The sequence below is a fragment of the Bacillus paralicheniformis genome, from assembly GCF_002993925.1.
GTDB lineage: Bacteria > Bacillota > Bacilli > Bacillales > Bacillaceae > Bacillus > Bacillus paralicheniformis.
In genome coordinates this window covers 727,139-747,047 of record NZ_CP023665.1, presented here as the reverse complement: position 1 = coordinate 747,047, position 19,909 = coordinate 727,139, and the positions used below count along the sequence as shown (strand labels likewise).

Below are 19,909 nucleotides of genomic sequence, written 5' to 3'. Positions count from 1 at the left end.
TAGAACAACTAAAAAACTAACTTTTCAGAGAGAAAAATACAGTTATAGACGGTGTAAGTTATACTATTTTTTGATTCCATTTATCCCCCCAATAATATGTATAGTAAAAGTGAACAATATTTGTGCTTAAAGAATACCATACACTAAATTGTTAAATCGAGGATTTTTTAGTTATTATTGTTTCAATGATAAATTATAATCAACAATCAAACATGGCAATCCCTTTTTATTTAGAGAGCATCTGTGACATCCAAAACTGGGCGCTAACAACCAAAAAACTTCCCATTCGTATCATGGGAAGCCTTTTTCGTTTCTATTCTATTCCGCCGATCTCATTGAAAGGAAAATAACGGAACTCAACTTTGCCGACAACGGAGTCCATTGTAATAAATCCGAAAAAGCGGCTGTCCTTGCTGTTTTGACGGTTATCACCCATCACGAACAAGTGGTCTTCCGGCACCTTTTGTTTGCCGGTTAATTTCTCCAGTGTGAAATTATCTGTTAAATGTTCATGAAGCGTCAGCTTTTGTTTGTTTTTCTTTAAATAAGGCTCATCATATACTTTTCCGTTAATATAAAGGACATCGTCCTTCATTTCGATCGTATCCCCCGGGAGGCCGATCACCCTTTTCACATAGTTTTCATCTGAATCAGGCGCGTGAAAAATAATTTTATCAAAGCGCTGAATATCGCTGATTTTACTAACCATGACCATGTTGCCGTCCTCTAAAGTCGGATACATTGAATCTCCCAAAACAGTTGACGGCGTAAACAGAAAATAGCGGCAAACCATGACAAGCGCGGCGGCTATGACAAGTGTTTTCACCCACGATAAGATTTCTTTTTTTCTACTATTTTTCATAAGTACTCTCCTTCACTTTCGGATCGTTTCATTGGCATTCCGCTCCTTCTATCCTATCAGACTGTCCGCCTGAATGCTTTCTCGCAAGCATCGGCAGGCGCAGCCGTAAAAAAATAGTTGATACATAATAATATTAGCGGTTGAAACGAAAAATCCTTTTATTCAATGTTGAATTTTGTCAGTTGATCAGCTTATTTACGGCACAACAAACCATTACATATGCACAGGCAAAACGCCCCTCTTTATAATACATTATCATATCATGACCCAAAGGCGGTGATTGCCTCAAAATGAGCAGCTACGAAGAGTACTATGACAATTACGATCCATACAGCCCTGAGCGGGAAAAAGAAAGACAGTCAAGGAAAGCGCTGCGTTCGGCGGATACCGATAAAACGGATAAAACGGATAAAACAAATAATACGGATAAAACCGTTAAAACGGATAAATCCCGCAGCTCTGACGATGACCGGTTCAAATGCAGAAAAAGAAAGTGTTTTTCTGATGATGACGACGACCGTTTCAAGTGCCGCAGAAAGAAGTGCTGACCATTGATCTTTAAAGCCGATTCATATCGGCTTTTTTACATATACCACGGCTTCACCGTTCCAAGCCGGAACATTCATCCATTAGATGAATACCATAAATCTAAAAGGAGATGGAAATGAATATGAGTGTTCCGAAAGATGCCGTTTGCTCAATGCCCCATGATCATCAAAGGTCTTTGCACGATTTATGCCGCAAATACATGCACTATCACGTCGTGCTGAAAATGAAGGACGGCCGTTCCGTTCACGGGATCCTTGAAGGGGTGAACCGTCAGGAAGCATCTCTCCTCATTCCCGAAGACGTGACAGATGAAAGGCAGTTTTACGGCGGATACGGATATCCGCGCCGGCGATTCCGACGGTTCAGGAGCAGGATCTTCCCGTTTGTTATTATTGCCGCGCTGTATCCTTTTCCATATTATTAAGCAAAAGCCCGGTATGATGCCAAATCCATGAAACTTATTTTCCTTTGCTTCGTATATACAAAAACGACGCAAACCGAGGAAGGAGACAGATAAAATGGCATCTGCTAAACTGCAGCAGCGATTGGATCAATATAAAGCAATTTACTCTGAGTTAAAAAGCGATTTAAAATGGAAAGTCACAGATCAGCGGACATTGATGATGATTGCTTCCATGTATGTCGTCAACAAGCGGCCTTTTAATAAAGAACGGTTTTTAACGCTTAGTGAGGCCGTCAAACAGGCCGCCGGGACATTTTCGCCGTTAAAGTCGGCCCATCGCTATACATTCGCCGCTATGTTTGACGTGCGCTTCGAAGAACCTGAAACGCATATCAGACCTTTTTTCATTATTTACGAAAAACTGACCGGCAACGGATTCAAAAAAAGCATTTTCACCTACTTGTCCGCACTTATCCTTTTGACAAAATATCCTGATGAGCATGATCATGAAGACAAAATCAATCGGGCTTTGTCTATTTACAAAGGAATGAAGGACAAGCACGTCTTTTTAACATCGGCCGGCGATTACCCGCTCGCCGTGCTTTTGGCCGGTTCAGACATGGAAACAGGTGAACTGATCGACTATATCGAAGCGTTTTACCAAAAGCTGAACCAAGCGGGTTTTCGCAAAGGGAACGATTTGCAGTTTCTCAGCCACATCCTCTCGCTTTTGCCGGAGCGGGATTCCGATCAGCTTGTCGCCCGCTCCCTTCGGATATACGATGAATTGACAAAAAAGCATAGAAGACCGAAGCCTGTCCATTACCCGGAAATCGGACTGCTTGCATTGCTTGAGAACGGTGAAAAAGACATAGATGCCATCACAATCATGGCAGGCGCATTGAACAGCGATAAACTGTTCAGGTGGCAGAAAGACATGAATCTGAAAACGGCTGTCAATTTGTACATGAGCGAAAAAACGGAAGATCCGACGCTTCTGGAAACAGGACTTTATCAAACGCTTGAAGCCGTTATTCAAGCACAACAGACGGCAGCAATCGCCATTATGACGAGCTCGGCTGCGGCGTCTCAGGCAAACGGCTCATGATAAAACATCAGCCGGCACAGACTGTTTGTGCCGGCTGATGCTCATTATTCGTCAATAACGGAAAAGGTGTTGATAATTCCGTTTGTTTTTTCCCAGGCTTTGCTCACTTTTTTCGTATCCATATCATACGAATAAATCGTTCTCACCCTTGCTTCGCTCCCCGTTTCATCTTCAAGCAGCTTCGCATCTTTTGCTTCAGCGAGAAAGTAAAGTTTTTTCCCGTCTTTCGAGAATTGCGGTTGTGCTGAGTCGACTAATGAAAATGCCCGCTGATCTGAAATGATCGCTTTATATTTTTTCGTTTCGGCATCCATCGCATAAATCGACTTCTGATCATCAGCCGATTCTGTAAAGACGATCGTTTTGCCATCCGGCGAAATTGCCGTGTCATTGATAAATTTTGCGATCGTTTTCACCTGGTGCTGATCTTTCTCATCCGCCAGGGAAATGTTCATATTCGTCGGTTTGGGTGGCACTCCTTTGCTGTTCGCCTCATCTGTTTTTTGATAGTCTTCTTTCAATGAATAATGCAGTATAACGAATTGATTGTTCGCTTTGTTGTACTGATAGTAGCTGACGCTCTCGTCCTTGTTGTTTAACGATGGATAAATGACGTGAAACGCCTTTTGTTTTAAATCAAAGGAAGCGAGGTGAAAATTTCTCTCCTCCGCAAGGTTGTATCGCATGAACAGCTTCGAACCGTCCGCCGATAAACTGAGTCCGTCGACATATTCATCCCCTGAATATAGGGTTGTTTTTTCGCCCGACTGCAAATCCAGCCTGATCAAATGCTTCATATTGCTGTTATCGGTGTTCGTATAATAAAGAATGCGTTTTTTCCGGTCTAATGCCGCAGCCGGGTAATCCGTCATCTTTTCTTCATACAGCTTATTTTGATTTTCATAGTAAGCGGTCATCAGCTTCTGATCGGTTATCGATACGAGCAGGTCCGAACCGCCGCCCTTTGCCGGCTCCGCTTTTTCCGGGACGAAATAGCGGAAGGCCGCAAATGCGCCTGCGGCTAAAATGACGGCCGCCAACAAAAACACAAAGACTTTTTTCATATTCGCCCCCGCCAATTGAAAGAAGCAAGAAAACGATTTTCCTTGCTTCTTTTCTCCTATTTTTTATATGTATAATGTCCGGCTACCTTTCCTTTGCTTGTCGGAAATCCCAAAGCTCTAAAAGCTTTCGGGCTTACATCCAACACAGCGCCCGGCATTCTGCCGACATCATATTTATAGACTGTAATGACTTTCTTTGGTTTTGCTTTAGAATAGGCTCTTATTTTTGTGCCTTTTCTCGGAACATCGAAGCCCATCTTTGTGGCGCAGTCCCAATGGCCGAGCCTTTTGCCGTCAGCGCCGACTTTGCCCACGCCGTTGTACCAAGTGATGTAGCCGCTGACTTTTTTCGTTTTAGCACTCGCCTCACCGGCAAAATTGAATGCCAATAGCAAGCTGCCTGCCAAAACAAAAACAGAAAAAAGTATCTTCTTCATATAAAAATATCCTCCGTGAATGGGATTTTTTTCTGACATTCAAATTATACCTTTTTTCATAGAAATGGTATTTTACAGTTTGTTTACGTTTAAAATGCAATTATTACGCCCAGTTTTCTACCAGACTATCAAGAACAGATGACACCTTTGCCGGGATCGTTCGTATATAAAAGAGAAACCAAAATGAATAGGATGATCACAGTGAAAAAATCGAAACTGATCTCGTTATCCGCGGCTGCGATGCTTTTCGCCGTTCCCCTATCTGGATGTTCATCATCCGCTTCAGACCGTTCACAGGAGGTCTCAGAAGACCATTCCATTCAAAAATACGATCTCGTATGGTTTGATTACGTGAATGACAGCGAATCCGACAAAGCACCTTTACTGAAAGCATCATACGTGAAAAATGGGAAAGAAAAGACGGAGACTTTCAAAAAATATGTAGAAAATGTGGAAAATGTCGAACAGCCTTATATTAAAATCCGCGATCATGAAGCCTTCATCTACCGTCCCCCATACATCAAATATGACCAGGAGCCGCTTGAGGGCGTCGTCAAAGATAAAGTGGAACAAAAAAGCAGTGATGAACAATGAAGAAAAAAAGCGCTCCTCTTATTTTGATCATGGCGCTGTCTCTCTTGCTGCCTTTTGCTCAAGCAGAGGCAACAGGCAGCAATGGAACATCCGGAACCAAGGCTTCGAGTTCCTCGGCTAATAACAGCTCTTTAAAAACACGTCCGGGTTCAGTCAACCAGAGAATGCGCAGTTATATGAATCAGTCTGCGAGCCGACAATATTTAAACAAGAGCAGTCAGTTCAACGCCATCCAGCGGACACTGCCGTCCAATGCCCTGTACAAAGGGAGCATCAAGCGGACACTCAATCAAAATCCTGCTGGATCAGCCTTTTTGAATTACTACTTTCCATACTGGATGATCTTCCACGCGGGCGGATATACAGCAGAACAAAAAAGCATGCTCCGCACCGCCGGAATCAAAGAAAAAGCGCTCTCTGAACGAAAAGAAAAAAGATATTGGCTGTTGATTGAAGATCAAAACGGAAAAGAACATGCCGTCCTCGTCTCGAAAAAACAGTATGACAACATTCAAAAAGGGGATCGGGTTGAAGTGCGCCGCAAACAGATCACCAAAAAATAGCTGAAACAAGAGCCGGTCATCATCATGATGCCGGCTTTTCTCGTCATATCAAAAAAGGGCTTGCATGGATGAAAACCATCTGTTAAAATTCGTTTCATAGCTAATGATTCTGAAAATAAAAAGGCAGGCGTCACGATTTGGATAGATCCCCCCATCTTCGACAGGAAGAACACGACACACTCATCAAGCTGAAACGCATGCCGATCGAGTCCTTGAATCTTGAAGCCATTTCGGTTGCCACCAACCTTTACCGGTCAGCGCAAAAGCTCCGCGTCAAAATGGAGACCGAGATCCTTTCCTCATATCAATTGTCATGGACGGCTTTTTCGATTCTTTACGATCTATGGGTATGGGGCAGACTTGAAACGAGAAAACTCGCTGAACTGTCAGGCATTTCAACAGCCACTGCGAGCAATGTCATTAAAACGCTTGAAAAAAAGAACTTTTGCGGAAAAAGCACGGATCCGCGAGACCGCAGACACGTATACGCCGAGATCACCCCTGAAGGAAAAGCCGCTATTGAAGAGCTCTATCCGGCGTTCCACAAAGGGGAAACAATGCTGATCAAAGGCATGACAAAAGAGGAGCAGAATACATTGATCGAGCTCCTTCGAAAAGTGAACGACAATCTTCATAAACCATAAGCAACGACGGGAACAAGTAGCGGGCTGTCTCCCTGTTCCAGAGAGCCGGCGGCTGGTGCGAGCCGGTACAAAGGCAGACGCGAATTACCTCCCCGAGCTTTCTTTGTGAACCTTCAAGTAGCAAAGAACGGGAAACCGTTATCTGAAATAGAGCGGAAGACGGAGGTCTTCAACCAGGGTGGTACCGCGTGCATTTGAGCCACGTCCCTTATCGGGATGAGGCTCTTTTTTTATACAAAAAAGGAGGAGTTATCATGCAGCAACAACAATTTGATCAACTGACAACTGCCGAGAAGCGGGAAGTCGAAAGGCAGCTTCACTTATATATGAACGGAGCGGAGGAGGTCATTCCCCCGGAAGAACTGCGGGCAAAGCTGGCCAAATCGATTTTGACCGGCGAACCGCTGAAAATTAAACTTGGTCTCGATCCGTCGGCGCCTGACGTTCATTTAGGCCACACTGTCGTCTTGAATAAGCTGCGCCAATTTCAGGAAAATGGGCATATCGTCCAGCTCCTGATCGGCGATTTCACAGGAAAAATCGGCGATCCGACAGGAAAATCCGCCGCAAGGAAACAGCTGACGGACGAAGAAGTCCGCCGCAATGCCGAAACATACTTTCAACAGTTTGGAAAAGTGCTTGATCAGAACAAAGTCGAGCTTCACTACAACTCAAAATGGCTGAAACGATTAACCTTGGAAGACGTCATTACGCTCGCGGGCAAAATTACCGTCGCCCGTCTAATGGAACGCGATGATTTTGAAGAAAGAATTGCCATGCAAAAGCCGATTTCGCTTCATGAATTCTTTTACCCGTTGATGCAGGGATATGATTCGGTCGTTCTCGACAGCGATATCGAACTGGGCGGAACGGATCAGCATTTTAACGTGCTCATGGGCAGACACTTTCAGGAAAAGTATGGAAAAGAAAAACAGGTCGTCATTCTCATGCCGCTGCTCGAAGGACTTGACGGGGTTGAAAAAATGTCGAAATCAAAGAACAATTACATCGGCATTGATGAAGACCCTCATGAAATGTTCGGAAAAACGATGTCGCTTCCGGACAGTTTGATGAAAAAATATATCCATCTTGCGACCAACCTGGAGGCGGAAGATAAAAAACGACTTGTCAAAGATTTGGAAACGGGGGCCGTTCATCCGCGAGATGCGAAAATGCTTCTCGGGAAAATCATCGTCAACATGTATCATGGAAGCGAGGCGGCCGAAGCGGCCGAACAGCAGTTTAAAAAGGTTTTTCAGCAAAACAGCGCGCCGGACAATATAACGTCTGTACACTGGCAAGGTGACGGAACGGTGCCTGTCACCGATTTATTGGTGACGCTCGGACTCCTCCCTTCCAAAAGCGAAGCCCGCCGAATGATCCAAAACGGTGGCGTTAAAATCAACGGCATCAAAGCAGAATCGATTCATGCGGATGTGGCGGTCGAACACGGTATGATTATCCAAGTCGGCAAACGGAAGTTTGTCAAATTGCAAATGTCTCAATAAACATTCAGCCTAATCATCCTTTTAAAAGGATCGATTAGGCTGTTTTTCATGAAAAGCGCAGGCGTTAGAATTTGCAACAGGTCGGTATTCAATCGCCTGATGGTTTCGATTCGAAAAGCATATCCGAACGGCCTCCCGAACACCTTGATCTTAATTTTGCCTTCACCTCTCTGATTGCAAATAAGGCCGCCAGCGGCGGCCTGCCATTTTACGATTCATTTGTCTTCTCTTATGCAGCAACAGCGCTGCCATCCTTCCTTCAGCAGCTCAAATGTCAGCTCGTTTGTGTCGGGCACGATCAAATCAGCCCCGCTCAGCGATGTCTCATCACCGACTCCCACCGCAAACATCCCTGCGGATTTGATCGCGGCGATCCCGGCTTCAGCGTCTTCGATTGCTGCACACTGAGACGGAGGCACACCGAGCAGCGCTGCGGCCGTCAAAAAAATTTCGGGGTCCGGCTTTCCGCGAGCAAGCGCAGCCGGGTCAACGACAGCATGAAATTCGTCCATGAGCCCGAGCCGTTGCAAAATAGCGGGCGCGTTTCGGCTTGACGAAGCTAACGCGATGCTTACATTTTCCCTTTTCAATTCGGCAAATAGCCCGGCGATTCCCGGCAACAGGTCATGCGGTGTCAAGTTTTGGATCAGCTGTTGGTAGTATTGATTTTTCCGGCGCATGATCTCTTGTTTCTCCGCCTCCCGATACGTTCCGGCCGCACCGCCGTGAATCAAAATCGTGTTAAGCGACCGCTCTCTGTCGATTCCTTTCAGTCGTTCATTAAAGCTCCGGTCAATCTCAATGCCGATTTGTTCGGCAGTATGTTTCCAAGCGAGATAATGATGCTCGGCCGTATCCGTGATCACGCCGTCCAAGTCAAAAATGACCGCTTTCATAATGTCGAACCCTTTGCCCGACTGATCATCATAAAAGCTTCATAGGGTTCCATGTCCATGCTGCCGCTTATATCAAGCCGCTCGCGGGCGTAATTGGATAACAGCACATCCCACTTGTCTTCAAGCAATTCCGGCGGAGCATGAAACAGCGCCTTTTCTTCTGACAAATTCACGGCGACTAACAGCTTTTCGCCCCGGTATTCACGGATATACGCAAAGATTTGCGGATCATCCTCAAGCAGCAGCTGGTAATCTCCATGTACGATAACTTTATGTTGTTTGCGCAGCCCGATGAGCTTCTGATAATAATAGAAAATCGAATCTTCATCTGAGAGCGATTCTTTCACATTGATTTCTTGATAGCGGGGATTTACCGCCAGCCAAGGCTCTCCATCTGTGAAGCCCGCGTGTTTTCCGTCATCCCATTGCATCGGCGTTCTCGCGTGATCCCGCCCTTTTTTCGCCACGGCTTTTCGAAAGTCTTCCTCTGTCATCGTTTGATTTTCGAGGACAAGTTCGCGGTATGCGTTTTTGATTTCGAGATCATCATACATCTCGAGCGGCATTTCACTGTTTGTCATGCCGATTTCTTCTCCCTGATAAATGAACGGGGTTCCCTTCATCCCGTGCAAGACCGTTGCAAATGCTTTGGCGCATTGTTTGCGCAGTTCGCGGTCATTGCCCCAGCGGGATATGACCCTCGGTTGATCATGATTTTCGAAATAGAGCGTGTTCCAGCCGACATTCATTAAAGCGGCCTGCCACCTCGTCATCGTCTTTTTTAAAGCGATCGGATCAAACGGCTTCATCTGCCATTTCCCATTCGGCGAATGTTGTTTTGTATCGATGTCCATATGTTCAAATGTAAAAATCATGTTCAGCTCATGTCTGCTTGGATCCGTGTATTTTATCGCTTCTTCAACATCTGAGCCGTTTGCTTCGCCGACCGTCATGCAGTCGTAACGGGACAGCACTTCCCGGTTCATCTCTTGTATAAATTCGTGCAGACGGGGGCCGTTTGAATGATAGCGGCCGACGACATAAGGACTGCTGTCATCTGTTTCATAATCGGGAAAGTCGACATATTTGGAAATGGAACCGATCACATCCATCCGCCAGCCGTCCACGCCTCTGTCCATCCAAAACGTCATCAAATCGTATACTTCCCGGCGAACCGCTTCATTCTCCCAGTTTAAGTCAGGCTGCTTTTGCGAAAAGTAGTGAAGATAATACTGCCCTGTCCGCTCATCGAATGTCCACGCCGATCCTGAAAAGATCGATCCCCAATTGTTCGGTTCTGAACCGTCCGCCTTTGGATCTTTCCAAAAATAATAATCACGGTAAGGATTGTCCTTTGACTTGCGGCTTTCGGCAAACCAGGCATGTTCATCAGACGTGTGGTTCACGACAAGATCCATGATGATTTTCATTCCGCGTTTATGCACTTCATCAATCAATTGAAACATATCATCGTTCGTCCCGAACTTTTCGTATATGCTTCTGTAGTCGCTGATGTCGTAGCCGTTGTCATCCTGCGGGGAATCAAACACAGGACACAGCCAGATAACATCGGCTCCGAGGCTTTTAATGTAATCGAGCTTTTGAATCACGCCCTGCAAATCACCGAATCCGTCTCCGTTGGAATCATAAAAACTCCGCGGGTAAATTTGATACACGACTGCCTCTTTCCACCATTGGCTCATCGGGCATCCTCCTTTCATACCGTCCGTTCAGTGCGATTTGCTCTCCATAAACTGTCATGGAAAGCGGTTCTCCTTTTACAAGGTTGAAGGCGACGCTGTTTTCCTCTACCTGCACATTGATTAGCCGGTTCCGATAATTGATGTTGAACGAATAACCGTCCCATTCCTTCGGCAAAAACGGAGCAAACGACAGCGTCTCATCTTGGGTCCGCATGCCGGCAAATCCTTGCACGATCGCGAGCCAGCTTCCAGTCATCGATGTAATATGAAGCCCTTCCTCTGTGTCATGATTGTAATTATCCAGGTCAAGCCTCGCTGTACGCTTATACAGTTCAAGCGCTTTCTTTTCCATTTTGAGTTCAGCCGCCAGCACCGCATGGACAGACGGCGAAAGACTCGATTCATGAACCGTCATCGGTTCATAAAATTCAAAGTTGCGCCGTTTTTCTTCCGTCGTAAATCGATGATTAAAGAAATAAATGCCTTGCAGAACATCCGCCTGCTTAATAAAACTGGAGCGGAGAATTTTGTCCCATGACCAATTCTGATAGAGCGGGCGGTCATCCGGTTCAAGCTCATCCGCTGCCTGAAGCTCTTTATCTAGGAATGTATCATGCTGAATAAAAACATTTAATTCCTCACTGTATGGATAGTACATTTTCGCAATGATATCCTTCCACCTCTCGATTTCGGCTTCCCGTATATCAAGCCGGCGGCGTTTTTCCTCCGGGAGGACAGCGAGGTTTTCGAGCGTGTACTCAAGCGTCCACGACGCAATCAAATTCGTATACCAGTTGTTGTTGACATTGTTTTCATATTCATTCGGCCCTGTAACGCCGTGGATCATATATTTGTTGTTACGTTTTGAGAAGTGGACACGGTCAGCCCAAAATCTGCTGATTTCCACGAGAACGTCTATCCCGTATTCTTTCATATAGTCTCGGTCGCCTGTGTAATTGACATAATTGTAGATCGCATAACAGATTGCGCCATTGCGGTGAATTTCTTCGAAGGTGATCTCCCATTCATTGTGGCATTCATCGCCTGTGAAGGTCACCATCGGATAAAGGGCTCCCCTCAGCCCCAGTTTGGCCGCATTCCGTTTAGCTGCCTCCAAATGATGATATCGGTATAAAAGCAGATTCTTTGTCACCTCCGGCTCGGCCGTCGCCAAATACACAGGAACGGCGTACGCCTCAGTATCCCAGTAGGCGGCTCCTCCGTATTTCTCGCCCGTGAATCCTTTCGGCCCGATGTTTAAGCGCGAATCGGTTCCGTAGTATGTCGAGAAAAGCTGAAAGAGGTTGTACCGGATGCCCTGCTGAAGCTCATCATCCCCTTTAATTTCAATGTCAGCCTTTGCCCACCTTTCCATCCAATGTTCGGTATGCCTCCGCTTCGCTTCTTCATATCCCTGCTGAAGAACATCAGCCAAAAGCGCCCTGCCCTTTACTAAAAGCTCTGCTTCTTCAAAGTCCCGGGACGTTGTGACAATGATCAATTTTTTTAAAGAAGCCTTTGTTCCCGGCTTCACTTCGTAACAGAAGCGGTTTTCCGCGTACATCGCATCCGTTTGAAAATGCTCGCTGACATATCCTTCTGTCACATTGCACATTGAAGCAGCCACCGTAAAACGCGGCGTTCCAAACGGATTCTCAATCGTTTTCGTCACAAGATGACCGCGATGAGATTCGGCGCCTTTCACTTCTTCCTGCCAAAACCGCTCTTCGAAATTGGCATCCTCATTTGCGACATGGCCATCAAGATAAGGGACAAGTGTAATAACAGCTTCATCGGTCAGGCATTCCGCTTCATAATGAATCGCGCACAGCTGCTGGACATCAAGACTAAGAAAGCGCTCCGACGAAATTTTGACAGCCTTTTGATTCACACGAACGACAACGCTTCTCCGCAGGATGCCTTCCTTCATATTAAGCTCCAATTCAAACGATTCGATGCCGTTTTGATTGAGGTCGACTTTTTCGTCGTCTACATATACATCAATTCCGATAAAATTCATCGCATTGATCACTTTCCCGAAATATTCGGGATAGCCGTTTTTCCACCAGCCGACACGCGTTTTGTCCGGAAACCAAACCCCTGCAATATATGTGCCTTTGAGACTTTCGCCTGAATAGCTTTCTTCAAAATTCCCCCTGATCCCCATATAGCCGTTCGCCAAGGATGTCAGACTTTCCTGAAGCCGCTTATGTTCTTTTTCAAATTGGTTTGTTTTGATTTTCCACTGGTCGATCTCAAATAGCCGCTGATTTACCATGATTTCCTCCTGACTGAAGATTTTCGTTGTGATGGCGGGTTTTGAATATATGCCTGAAGATGAAAGAGACCATCAAAGCGCTTCCGCACGAATGGATGAGCAGCATCATGATGAAGTCAAAGCGGATCATACCAAAAGCCATTGCAGCCGCTGCCGGAAGCGCTGATCCGCACACCGCCGCTGCGGCCGCTTCCTTAAACGACCTTATCCCGGTCATGTTGGATTTTTTGGAGATCCAGATGCCTCCCGTCAGAACGGCCGTTACAAAAAGCGAAATGATGAAAACCGCGGAACAGGCCAGCATGATGATAAGCGGCTTATATTGGGCAAACCACATGGCACCGATAAAATCCCCTACATGATCGGCATCCAGATCATTCAGCCCGGCCTTTGCCGGATAGCGGACAGAAAATCCCGCTCCGCTTTGATCGCTGATGATCAGATGATCTGACTGAAAGATGAGCGCGTTTTGATAGCCGCCTTCCGCCTTTATCCGGCCGTTCTCACCGCTTGTTTTCAATTCATGCTTCAAATCGACCGCCAGCAAGGTTTTCTCTTTCTCCACACGGTACAGCTCGTCTGCGCCTGTCAATCTCCCGTTTGTCAATTGGTAGCCTTTTAATTGTTTGATGAATTGCGCGTCAGCCTTTTGAACAACGTTTGGGAGCAAATTCCCGGCGTTGAAGCGGTCCATTTTCATCAACGCAATCGACACGGGCGCCGTTAAGCAAGCTGTCAAAAACATAAACAGAAAAGAAATTTCGAGCCAGCTGAATGTATGTTTGCAGCGCATGACGCCCGCCGGTGATGCCGCTGCTTTAAGAAAGCGGACGATCAGCTTTTCGTGTCTCATGTCGTTCATCGGTTTATCCCTTCGTTCCGCCGGATGTCAAACCGGACACAAAGTTCTTTTGGAGAAAGAAGAACAAGATGCAAATCGGCAGAGCCGCAAGAATCGCGCCCGCTGCAAACAGCGCGACTTTTTGCTGCTGCGGATTGGAGATGAATGTCTGCAAACCGACGGCGATGGTCAGGCTTTCCGGCGAGCGAAGCAGAAATTTCGCCAGCAGATAGTCGCCGAACGGCCCCATAAACGCCCACAGCGCCTGGACAGCAAGCATCGGTTTCACAAGCGGCAGAACGACCGAAGCAAAGATCCGCAGGTGCCCCGCTCCGTCAATCCGCGCCGCTTCATCGATTTCTCTAGGCACTGTATCAAAGTAGCCCTTCATCAGCCATGTGTTCATCGGAATTCCGCCGCCGATATAGATTGCAGTTAAAAACCAATATTGGTCCAAAGCTCCGATCAGCATGGCCAGGACGTAAAAAGCGGTCAGCGCCGCCATCGTCGGCACCATTTGAATGATCAAAAAGAAAATGAGACTCTTTTTTCGGCCCGCAAACCGGTAGCGGCTGTACGTATAGCCGGCAAGCGTCACAATCGTCACCTGGAACACCATGACAGACAGCGCGATCACAAGCGTATTCCCGTACCAGTTGAGGTAAAGCGTCTCTTCAAACAGCCGCTTAAAGTGGTCCAATGTCCATTGGCCCGAAAAATCGAGTGTAAAAGCTGCTACATTCCCGACCCGAAATGCGGATGATGCCGTAATCAAAAGCGGATAAATAATCACGATGCTTAAAAACGTCAAAAATATATAGGTCAAAACCTTGTTCAGCATCCCGGTGAACCGCGTATTTTTGAAAATCCCTCTCATCTACATGACCTCCTCATTGCCAAAGGCATTCGATTTCTTAAAAGCAATCAGGGAAACCCCGATGACAATGAAAGAAATGAGCAGTGTGACAGCAGCCGCCACGGAATACTGCGGCGACGTTCCCGTCGTCAGTTTATAGATCCAGGATATTAAGATGTCGGTTGACCCGGCTCCGGCCCCCGCACTCCCCGGACCGCCCTCATTAAATAAATAGATGATCGAGAAGTTATTGAAATTAAACGTATACTGGGTAATCATCACCGGTGCGGTCGCAAATAAAATCATCGGCAGCGTAATGTGTTTAAAGCGCTGAATAAATGTCGCGCCGTCAATTTTTGCCGCTTCATAAAGCTCTCCGGGAATCGCCTGAAGCACCCCTGTCACCATGACATAAATGTATGGAAAACCGAGCCACGTCTGAATCATAATCAAAGCCGTCTTTGTCCAGAACGGATCGGTCTTCCATGCGACAGCCGGGATATCGACGAACGGGAGCTGGTTCAAAAGCGGGATCACTTGGACGTTCATCGCGCCCGCCGAGTCATTAAAAATGTTGGCAAAGCTCATAATCGTAATAAATGCCGGAACGGCCCACGGAAGCAGAAAGATGATCCGGAACATCCGCTTGCCTTTAATAAAGTTTTGATTGACGACCAACGCTGTCACGATGCCGAGAACAATTTGCAGCGTTGTCGCGCAGATCGTCCAGATGATCGTCCAGCCCAGTACATCGGCGAATGTTTGCCGATATGAGCCAAGGAAAAAGATATTCATGAAATTTTTAAAGCCGACCCAGTCGATGAGACTGTTAGGCGGAATATGATAAAAATCGTAGTTTGTAAACGCGATAAACAGAGTCACCAGCACCGGAAAAATAATCACAAACACCATCATGAGGTATGCCGGCAGCGTAAATAAATACGGAAACCCTTTGTCACCTGCATTTCTGATCATGTCCCCGGCCGTCTCGCTGATTTTCAAACCCGCCGCTTTCATCGCGGCGGTCTTCCGGGCATCATACAGATTAAAGATGTAAAACATCAGAAAAACGAGCGTCAATATCAATTGCAGCGTGCCCTCTATCAACAGAAACAGCGAGTGATCTTCTCCCGGGACAGTCCCCAGCGTCGCGAGGCCGATCAGCGCCTGATAACCGAAAACCGCTAACTCACAAATAAACAAGCCTGTGATGACAAGAAAAAGGATCCCCTTTGAAAACTGCCGGTTTGCAATCTGGCCAGCACCGGGAATAATCGATAACAGCGCTGCCTTCCGGCTCCGTTTTGCAAGTGTTTGGTCTTTGTTCATTTTTTTCGCCCTCTATTCTTCCGGACGCTAAAACCGCCGTTTTATTTCACATACTTTTCTTTAATGTTTTCTTTAATTACACGGACGGCATCATCCGCTGATTGCTGTGCCGATTTTTTCCCTGCTGCCGCGTCAAATATCAGGCTTTCTGCACCTGTCCATACCTCGGCCATCTCCGGAATGTTCGGAGTCGGAGTCGCCGTTTCGTATTGTGTGATGACCGCCGACGTCAGCTCGCTTTTTTGCTCCCCTGCTTTTTTTCGTGCGGCGAGGTTGGCCGGAACTTCGTTCGTATCTTCATAAAAACGGTAAGCATTTTCGTCATTTGCGGCATATTGCAGCCACTTTTCAGCAAGCTCTGCCTCTTTCGTATATTTAGAGGCGACCCAGCCTTTTCCGCCTGCAAACGGAGCATATTCTTTTCCGTTTGGTAATGTCGGGATTTTCGCGGCACCGTAGTTCAAACCGGCTTCTTTATAATTGGAAGCTGACCAGGGACCTCCGATAACAGCAGCTGCTTTTCCGTCCATAAAGGTCTGCTGGATAAAATCGTCAGCGCTCGTATTGTCCTGCATGCCTTTCGGCCAATATTCACTGAACCATTTCTCGGCGTATTCCACCGCTTCCACGGCCCCCTTGTTGTTCAGACCGATGTCTCCGGAATCCGTGCCGTCAGCTCCGAATACATATCCCCCGTATCCCGCCATTAAACCGTATGACATGTAAAAGTCCGTCCACTTTGCGAGAAAAGCGGTCGATTTTCCTTTTTCCGAAGAAAAAGCGAACCTCTTGTCTTTTGTTAAATCCTCAAGCTCGTTAAAGGTTTTTGGCGGCGCTTTTAACAGGTCTTTATTGTAATAGAGTACGAGAGTTTCAATAACAAGCGGGATTCCGTAGACTTTTCCGTCAACTGTTACTTGCTGCATTTCTTTGTCGCCGAAGCTTTTAGTCTTAGACGGTTTGACTTCCAGCAAATGCCCTTGCTGTCCTAAGCCGCCGATACGGTCGTATGCCGCAAGCATGACATCGGGCGCATTGCCTGCCGGGCCGTCAAGAGGAAGCGCTTCAAGCTGATCGAACATTGGCTTTTCAACAATTTTGACTGTCACATCATTCTCTTTTTCAAAACCTTCCTTTATGCTTTCAACGTAAGGTTTATAGACCTCTTCTACAGACACGGTCAGCACTTTTTTCCCGCCGTTGCCCCCCGTTTCCTTTGAACTTGAACAGGCGGCAAGACCGAACAGCAGAACTGTCGCCAGCATCGCTAAAAATCCTTTTTTTAAATGTTGCATCTTTTTTCCCCCTTCTATCTTAGAATCTGAGACAATTGTAATCCTCGATAGAAAGCGGTTACAATAGTTTAAATTCTGTTACCGGTAACAGAATTTAAACCGCCCCCAAAATGAAAAACCCGCCTGGCTGTATGTCGACCGCATCATCATGATGGAGCGCTTCTTCCGACCACGCATCATATATTCTTTTGTCGCTTGCAATCTTCAAATCCCGCAATCTGACACGGCGCACCTCGCTGCCCTGGTGGAAGAAGTAGATCAGCTCTTTTCCTTCATCCGTTCGGGAAAAACTGACAAAATCGTTTTCGTCGTCAACCAGCCTCCACTCGAGCGCTCCATACGTCAATACATCATTTTCTTGTTTTCGCAAAGCGATCAGCCGTTTCATAAATGTGAGCATCTCTTGATTCTGTTTCTCTTCTTCCCAAACCATGCACTTCCGGCACAATGGGTCATCCCCGCCGTCCAGCCCGATTTCGGTTCCGTAATAAATGCACGGCGAGCCTGTCTGAGCAAACATAAATGCCAAAAGAGAGCGTACTTTTTTCTCATCTCCTCCGCATCTTGTCAAAATCCGCTTCGTGTCATGGCTGTCCAGCAAATTAAACATCACCTCATTGACCTGCTTCATCCCGCTCATGAGATGCGAATTGATGCGGCTCGCCATTTGCGAAGCTGAAATCGATCCGTCTGCAAAATAGTCAATCATCGGTTCTGTGAACGGGTAGTTCATAACCGAATGAAATTCGTCTCCTCTAAGCCACGGATCAGCCTGATGCCAGATTTCGCCCAATATAAAAATGTCGGGCTTTTCTGCAGTAACGGCTTGACGGAACTTCTTCCAAAACGCATGATCGACTTCATTTGCCACATCCAAACGCCAGCCGTCGATATCAAATTCGCGTATCCAGTACAGCGCGATATCAAGTAAATAAGCCTGAACTTCCGGGTTGGCGGTATTGAGCTTCGGCATCTCGGACGTAAACGCAAATGTATCGTAGCCGCCTTCTTTAACAGGGAAAGAATGAACATGAAACCAGTCTTTATAACGGGACTTTTCACCGTTTTTGACGACATCCTGCCACTCTCGCGAAGCGCTGCCGATGTGATTAAAAACAGCGTCAAGCATGATCTTCATTCCCCGCTCGTGAAGCCGGCTGACCAGCGTGCGAAAGAGTTCCTCATCGCCAAAATGCGGATCGATCGAGCAATAGTCCAATGTATCGTATTTATGGTTGGAAGGCGCGGCAAAGATCGGCGTCAAATAAATGCCGCCTACCCCCAAGTCTTCCAGATAGTCCAGTTTGTTTATGATCCCCTGCAAATCCCCTCCGAAAAAATCGTCCACCTCGGGGTCCTTGCTTCCCCACGGCAAAGCGTTTTCCGGAGACAAATCCTCTCGGCCGCTGGCAAAGCGCTCCGGAAAAATTTGATACCAGACGGTTGATTTGACCCAGTCAGGTGCATTAAACGTATCTGCCTCATGAACAAACGGAAATTTAAAACAGTACTTGGCCATATCTGCCGCTTTTCCGGCAAACGGACAGGCACCACTGCTTCCGTAAAAAGTGTCTTGACCATCAGCGCCTGTAAGGATAAACCCGTATTGCAGACGCCTGAATGGTGGCGCCACTTCGGCAAACCAGTAATCATGCGTGCTTGTCGCGGCAATTTTCGCCATCGCAAGGTCGTTCGCTTTCCATGTGCCGCCGGTGTATTCGTAAGGATCTCCCCAAATGAAGCGTACGTGATCGGCATCATTCTTTTTTGTACGGATTTTGATGTGCAATGTCCTTCCATCGTAAGAATAGGCATCAGAGCTGAAAGGCTGATGATGAATCGCTGCATATTCCATCATGTTTCCCCCTTTTTGGTTGTCCGGCTGTGATAAACCGGCTTTTATTCTGAAATTATCATGACGGCATAACAGGAACAATCATTTTCAGCTTGTTACCGGTAACAGAATGAGACCCTTACAAAGTCGATTCCCGGACAATAAGTTCCGGCTCAAAAAATTGATTGCCTTGCGACGCTCCGTCTTCATTGATTTTTTTCAGCAGGATTCTGGCGCAAGCCTCTCCCATTTCAACAACAGGCTGTCTGATCGTCGTCAGGCGAGGCGAAGCGATCCGGTCGAGAAACACCCCGTCATAGCCGGTAACCGCGACATCTTCCGGAATTTTTTTGCCGAGCGATTGCGCCGCGCGGATGACCCCGATCGCGATGCGGTCGGAAGCGCAAACCACGGCTGCCGGTGCATCAAGGGATGCCAGCACTTCCAGTGCGCGTGCTTCACTTTTTTTCGAACTGTTTTCCATCCGGAAAATCGCCGCTTTTTTCAGACTGCCTTCCATCGCCTGAAGGTAGCCTTTTTCCCTTGACCGTTCAAAGGGTTCATCCAAATCGATTCCAAAAAAGACGACATTGCGGACGCCCAGCCCAATGACGTGGCGTGTTGCCATATAGGTACCTTTTTCATTGTTAACATCAATAAAATCATAGCCCATTTCATTTTGGCCAAATACAACGACAGGCTTTTCAAATACTTTAATCAGCCCTTCAAAATCGGCTTTTCTCAACCCCGTCGCTATAATGCCGTCACACTGGCCGATATTGAGAGATTTCCTTGTGACAAGCTGCAAAGCATAATGGTGACGATCCAGCTCGCGGCTGATTCCCGTTAACAGGTTCATATAATAAGGTTCAGTCGTATCCATTTCTTCCAGTATGAGCAGCTTGACGACCTGTGTTCTGTTTTGAACGAGCGCTCTTGCTGCATAGTTCGGTATATAATTGAGCTCCTTCATTGCGGAATGAACAAGCTTTTTCAATTCATCCGTCACAGTCTCAGGATGATTGATCACCCGCGATACCGTCATTTTCGATACATTTGCTTTCTTTGCTACATCAGATAACGTTGCCATTTCATCCCCGCCTTACCTATACGATTCAAACTGTCAGCTAGTCCTTCCTGAGGGC

Annotated in this window: 19 protein-coding genes and 1 other annotated feature; of the genes, 7 read left to right on the top strand and 12 right to left on the bottom strand. The window is 46.7% G+C overall.

Annotation, left to right across the window (positions count from 1 at the left end; translation table 11 throughout):
• Positions 1-313: 313 nt before the first annotated feature.
• On the bottom strand, positions 314-862 hold the full coding sequence (gene lepB, locus CP943_RS03825) for a signal peptidase I (RefSeq protein WP_020450416.1): 549 nt from the start codon (positions 860-862) through the stop codon (positions 314-316).
• Between the two features lie 290 nt (positions 863-1,152).
• On the opposite strand from lepB, the gene CP943_RS03820 reads away from it, so the two are divergent.
• The 3 genes from CP943_RS03820 (at position 1,153) to CP943_RS03810 (ending at position 2,922) form a co-directional block, all read left to right on the top strand.
• On the top strand, positions 1,153-1,410 hold the full coding sequence (locus CP943_RS03820; protein ID WP_105980763.1) for a hypothetical protein: 258 nt from the start codon (positions 1,153-1,155) through the stop codon (positions 1,408-1,410).
• A 116-nt stretch (positions 1,411-1,526) separates the two neighbouring features.
• Positions 1,527-1,835 carry a hypothetical protein gene (locus CP943_RS03815; RefSeq protein WP_020450414.1) on the top strand — a complete coding sequence of 103 codons (309 nt, stop codon included), beginning with the start codon at positions 1,527-1,529 and terminating at the stop codon, positions 1,833-1,835.
• Positions 1,836-1,929: 94 nt separating this feature from the next.
• Positions 1,930-2,922: a DUF4003 domain-containing protein gene (locus CP943_RS03810; protein WP_035337070.1), complete on the top strand. Its 993-nt coding sequence runs from the start codon at positions 1,930-1,932 to the stop codon at positions 2,920-2,922.
• A 44-nt stretch (positions 2,923-2,966) separates the two neighbouring features.
• Here the strand turns inward: CP943_RS03810 and CP943_RS03805 are convergent, their stop codons facing one another.
• Positions 2,967-3,986 (bottom strand): PD40 domain-containing protein, encoded by a 1,020-nt coding sequence (locus tag CP943_RS03805; protein ID WP_023855572.1) that lies wholly within the window; start codon positions 3,984-3,986, stop codon positions 2,967-2,969.
• A gap of 56 nt (positions 3,987-4,042) precedes the next feature.
• The gene (locus tag CP943_RS03800) at positions 4,043-4,423 is read right to left on the bottom strand and encodes an RlpA-like double-psi beta-barrel domain-containing protein (protein WP_020450411.1); all 381 of its coding nucleotides are present in this window, start codon (positions 4,421-4,423) and stop codon (positions 4,043-4,045) included.
• Positions 4,424-4,615: 192 nt separating this feature from the next.
• Here CP943_RS03800 and CP943_RS03795 point away from each other — a divergent pair, with 192 nt between their 5' ends.
• From CP943_RS03795 to tyrS, 4 genes are all read left to right on the top strand, one after another.
• Entirely contained in the window at positions 4,616-5,017 is a 402-nt protein-coding gene (locus tag CP943_RS03795) for a hypothetical protein (protein WP_206761178.1), read from the top strand.
• Entirely contained in the window at positions 5,014-5,580 is a 567-nt protein-coding gene (locus CP943_RS03790) for a hypothetical protein (protein WP_105980762.1), read from the top strand. Before CP943_RS03795 ends, CP943_RS03790 begins: the two co-directional genes overlap by 4 nt.
• Positions 5,581-5,777: 197 nt before the next feature.
• Entirely contained in the window at positions 5,778-6,224 is a 447-nt protein-coding gene (locus CP943_RS03785) for a MarR family transcriptional regulator (RefSeq protein WP_223254891.1), read from the top strand.
• Positions 6,219-6,436, top strand: a binding site (T-box leader). (Overlaps the previous gene by 6 nt.)
• A gap of 42 nt (positions 6,437-6,478) precedes the next feature.
• The gene (gene tyrS / locus CP943_RS03780; RefSeq protein ID WP_105980761.1) at positions 6,479-7,732 is read left to right on the top strand and encodes a tyrosine--tRNA ligase; all 1,254 of its coding nucleotides are present in this window, start codon (positions 6,479-6,481) and stop codon (positions 7,730-7,732) included.
• 215 nt (positions 7,733-7,947) lie between these two features.
• On the opposite strand, the gene pgmB is transcribed toward tyrS, so the two are convergent.
• The 9 genes from pgmB to CP943_RS03735 form a co-directional block, all read right to left on the bottom strand.
• On the bottom strand, positions 7,948-8,628 hold the full coding sequence (gene pgmB / locus CP943_RS03775; protein WP_020450406.1) for a beta-phosphoglucomutase: 681 nt from the start codon (positions 8,626-8,628) through the stop codon (positions 7,948-7,950).
• The gene (locus tag CP943_RS03770) at positions 8,625-10,331 is read right to left on the bottom strand and encodes a glycoside hydrolase family 13 protein (RefSeq protein ID WP_105980760.1); all 1,707 of its coding nucleotides are present in this window, start codon (positions 10,329-10,331) and stop codon (positions 8,625-8,627) included. The genes pgmB and CP943_RS03770 overlap by 4 nt, the downstream gene beginning before the upstream one ends.
• The gene (locus CP943_RS03765; RefSeq protein ID WP_105980759.1) at positions 10,273-12,609 is read right to left on the bottom strand and encodes a glycoside hydrolase family 65 protein; all 2,337 of its coding nucleotides are present in this window, start codon (positions 12,607-12,609) and stop codon (positions 10,273-10,275) included. Before CP943_RS03765 ends, CP943_RS03770 begins: the two co-directional genes overlap by 59 nt.
• Positions 12,587-13,471: a DUF1189 domain-containing protein gene (locus CP943_RS03760; protein ID WP_105981350.1), complete on the bottom strand. Its 885-nt coding sequence runs from the start codon at positions 13,469-13,471 to the stop codon at positions 12,587-12,589. The genes CP943_RS03765 and CP943_RS03760 overlap by 23 nt, the downstream gene beginning before the upstream one ends.
• Positions 13,472-13,475: 4 nt before the next feature.
• Entirely contained in the window at positions 13,476-14,327 is an 852-nt protein-coding gene (locus tag CP943_RS03755; RefSeq protein WP_023855564.1) for a sugar ABC transporter permease, read from the bottom strand.
• The gene (locus CP943_RS03750) at positions 14,328-15,635 is read right to left on the bottom strand and encodes a carbohydrate ABC transporter permease (RefSeq protein ID WP_020450401.1); all 1,308 of its coding nucleotides are present in this window, start codon (positions 15,633-15,635) and stop codon (positions 14,328-14,330) included.
• A 41-nt stretch (positions 15,636-15,676) separates the two neighbouring features.
• Positions 15,677-16,930 carry an extracellular solute-binding protein gene (locus CP943_RS03745; protein WP_105980758.1) on the bottom strand — a complete coding sequence of 418 codons (1,254 nt, stop codon included), beginning with the start codon at positions 16,928-16,930 and terminating at the stop codon, positions 15,677-15,679.
• A gap of 94 nt (positions 16,931-17,024) precedes the next feature.
• Positions 17,025-18,788 (bottom strand): glycoside hydrolase family 13 protein, encoded by a 1,764-nt coding sequence (locus CP943_RS03740; RefSeq protein WP_105980757.1) that lies wholly within the window; start codon positions 18,786-18,788, stop codon positions 17,025-17,027.
• Between the two features lie 115 nt (positions 18,789-18,903).
• Positions 18,904-19,854, bottom strand: a complete 951-nt coding sequence (locus CP943_RS03735) for a LacI family DNA-binding transcriptional regulator (RefSeq protein WP_023855561.1) — start codon at positions 19,852-19,854, stop codon at positions 18,904-18,906.
• Between the last annotated feature and the right edge of the window lie 55 nt (positions 19,855-19,909).